This window comes from Peribacillus psychrosaccharolyticus ATCC 23296, assembly GCF_000305495.1.
Classification (GTDB): Bacteria; Bacillota; Bacilli; order Bacillales; family DSM-1321; genus Peribacillus; species Peribacillus psychrosaccharolyticus.
Genome location: NZ_AJTN02000239.1, coordinates 1 through 2,689, shown reverse-complemented (window position 1 = coordinate 2,689; position 2,689 = coordinate 1). Strand labels below are relative to the sequence as shown.

General features: G+C 33.4%; 4 protein-coding genes. 2 read left to right on the top strand and 2 right to left on the bottom strand.

Going from position 1 to position 2,689, the window contains the following annotated elements:
* The first annotated feature begins 280 nt into the window (after window positions 1-280).
* Window positions 281-535: a GlsB/YeaQ/YmgE family stress response membrane protein gene (locus tag WYK_RS19375; RefSeq protein ID WP_040376098.1), complete on the top strand. Its 255-nt coding sequence runs from the start codon at window positions 281-283 to the stop codon at window positions 533-535.
* A gap of 41 nt (window positions 536-576) precedes the next feature.
* Here the strand turns inward: WYK_RS19375 and WYK_RS19370 are convergent, their stop codons facing one another.
* Window positions 577-1,491, bottom strand: coding sequence for an RluA family pseudouridine synthase (locus tag WYK_RS19370; protein ID WP_040376097.1), 915 nt, complete (start codon window positions 1,489-1,491; stop codon window positions 577-579).
* A 212-nt stretch (window positions 1,492-1,703) separates the two neighbouring features.
* Between WYK_RS19370 and WYK_RS23485 the strand changes: the two genes are divergently transcribed.
* Window positions 1,704-2,060, top strand: a complete 357-nt coding sequence (locus WYK_RS23485) for a DUF5365 family protein (protein ID WP_051387733.1) — start codon at window positions 1,704-1,706, stop codon at window positions 2,058-2,060.
* Between the two features lie 126 nt (window positions 2,061-2,186).
* Here WYK_RS23485 and WYK_RS19360 read toward each other — a convergent pair whose 3' ends face one another.
* Complete coding sequence (locus WYK_RS19360) at window positions 2,187-2,660, bottom strand: thioredoxin family protein (RefSeq protein ID WP_040376096.1); 474 nt, start codon at window positions 2,658-2,660, stop codon at window positions 2,187-2,189.
* Between the last annotated feature and the right edge of the window lie 29 nt (window positions 2,661-2,689).

Genomic DNA, 2,689 nt, shown 5'->3' with positions numbered 1-2,689 from the left:
GTTTTGTATTGTTTTACAAACGGGGAAAGTAATTAGTACAACGGCAGAATAAAACAACTAAGAAAATACAAACTATAGAGGAGGTTCAAATTCAGAAGAAGCATCATAATTCATACTTTTAAATTTAACAGTTATTAATCAGGTATCATCTATATTTTAGTTATTTTAAAAAGCAAAATCATTTCTTAGTGTATGCCGTGAGAACAGAGGCGTAGGTGTTCCTACTTACTCTTTTACTCAATAGATATTTATACTTAAAAAATATTAGGAGGAATTTATTATGGGATTCTTATGGTCATTAATTATTGGTGGTATTATTGGTTGGTTAGCAGGAATGATTGTTGGGAAAGATGTACCATTCGGTATTCTAGGTAATATTATCGCTGGATTTATTGGAGCATGGTTAGGTTCATTAATCTTAGGAGATTGGGGTCCAGTCGTAGCTGACTTTGCTATCTTCCCTGCTTTAATTGGAGCTATTGTTTTAGTATTTATTTTAAGCATGATCTTAAGAGGTATGCGTAAAGCTTCTTAATTAACCTAAAAAAAAACCTTCCCAAATCGGGAAGGTTTTTTTTATGCCATGAAATTTGGAAAAATAGGATTTTGATCTAAAAAAGGGGCTGTGCATATAATATTAGTTTCTATAATAGGATGCTGAAATTCCATATGATAAGCATGTAAAGCTTGTCTAGAAAATAAAGGTTTCCCCCCGTAAAGTGTATCTCCTGCCAATGGATGGTTGATATGGCTCATGTGCACACGTATTTGATGAGTTCGACCAGTATCAAGTGTACATTTGATTAAGGTGAGCCTATCCTTTGGAAATCGACTAAGTACTTGAAAATGAGTAATGGCAGTTTGGCCTGAAGGAGAGACTCTTCTTCTAGTAGCATGATGACGGTCACGTCCTATTGGTTCATTTACCGTACCTTTATCAGTATTAATAATACCTTGAGCGATCGCTAGATAAGATCGCTTTATCTTTCGTTCTTCCAGCTGTTTATCAAGCAAAGAACCAACAAAAGGACTCTTTGCAAATAAGACAGCTCCGGTAGTATCTTGATCTAGTCTATGGATATGTTTAAGGTAATTTAACTTGCCTAGTGAATCTAAGTGAAAGGCAACTCCATTCAGCAGCGTATTATGGTGATTAGGGTGAGCTGGATGAGTATCCATTCCAGCAGGTTTATTTGCGATGAGAAGGTAATCATCTTCATATAAAATAGTAATGCCAAGATTTTTTGGGAAAACAGTTTCATTCGTATTATTTTCAAATATGGGAATGGATAATGTATCATCAATATTCATGGGCACATTCCAATTGGCAGGTTTATGATTTAAGGTAATTTTTTTACTCATTCGCCACGAATGAATTAATTTTTTAGGTGCTTTCCAATATTCTCTAAGAAGAGTATCAACGGTAAACCCTTCCCATTCAAGTGGAACTTGAAGGACCATCATTTCACCACTTTTACTAGTATGTAACATGTTTCATCCTACTTTCGACATAATTAGTTGATATCTGCCATTTTTCTAGCTGTTTTTTACAACTAAAGGTAAAATTACGCGCCTTTTATCCTATAATATTTACTTATTGGTTTTTATTCCCATGCCAAATTGATTACACAATATGATATTCTATTAGTAATAAATTATCAGGCAGTTCAGAAATATCATATGATATAAAAGGTGGGCTAAAGGTGAAGACAGTATTTTCATCGACTATTGAGCAAGAACAAGAAATCGAAAACCTTGTCACGTATTTTTACAAAACAGTATTTCCTCAATTTTTCACTAAAAATGAAATTCTTCATTTTATGCAAATTGGTGTATTACATAAAGACAGCGGCCGTTATGCCTATCACGGTACATTAAAATCTGCTTTTCAAATAATGAGCTGTCTGCAAGTTATTTTAACATTGTTAGATAAAAAGATAACATGTACATCATTTCAATTAGATACAGATTCCGAAGATCTACTCAACCATAATATACGCCTGCTCAGTGAAAACGGTCTTTTTTTCCTTTTACGCATGAAAACTTTAATTTACTTGTAGAAACAGATGATGAACGTTTCTCTTATGTAGAACCAGCCAATCAGTTTCTTATCTAAAGAGTATACATAAATAACGACAGAAAAACAGGAGAAGACTCATAAAAGGTCTTCTCCTGTTTCTTATAAATTAATTAATATCGTTCTTTTCAAACCAATTCTTAAACACTTCTTTTTCTTGATAACCACTGATTCTGTCTTGTTCTTTTCCATTTTTGTAATGGATAATTGTTGGTGTTTCTTCAATTCCATAATCGTTCCAACCTTGATCAAACTCAAGAATGTTGTACTGTACAAGGTCAATTCCCATTTCTTCAGCCAATGGAGCAACAACTGGTGTTGTTCTAACACAATGCGGGCATTCAGGACTATAATAATAGACAGTGATATCCGATTTGTCAGCTAATTTTTTGTCTAATTCATCTGGAAGAATGAGGTTTTGATAGTTAGGATCGTCAAGCTGATCAACAGTCGAGGATTTCAAATCATCCTTACCATAGGGATTTCCATCTGATAGTTTATCGTCTTTTTGTATATTAGTCATAATACCGATTATAATAAATAACGCTACAATGATAGTGAGAAAAATTAACATTTTTTTCACGGTTATACCTCCTTATTTTTCCATACGAT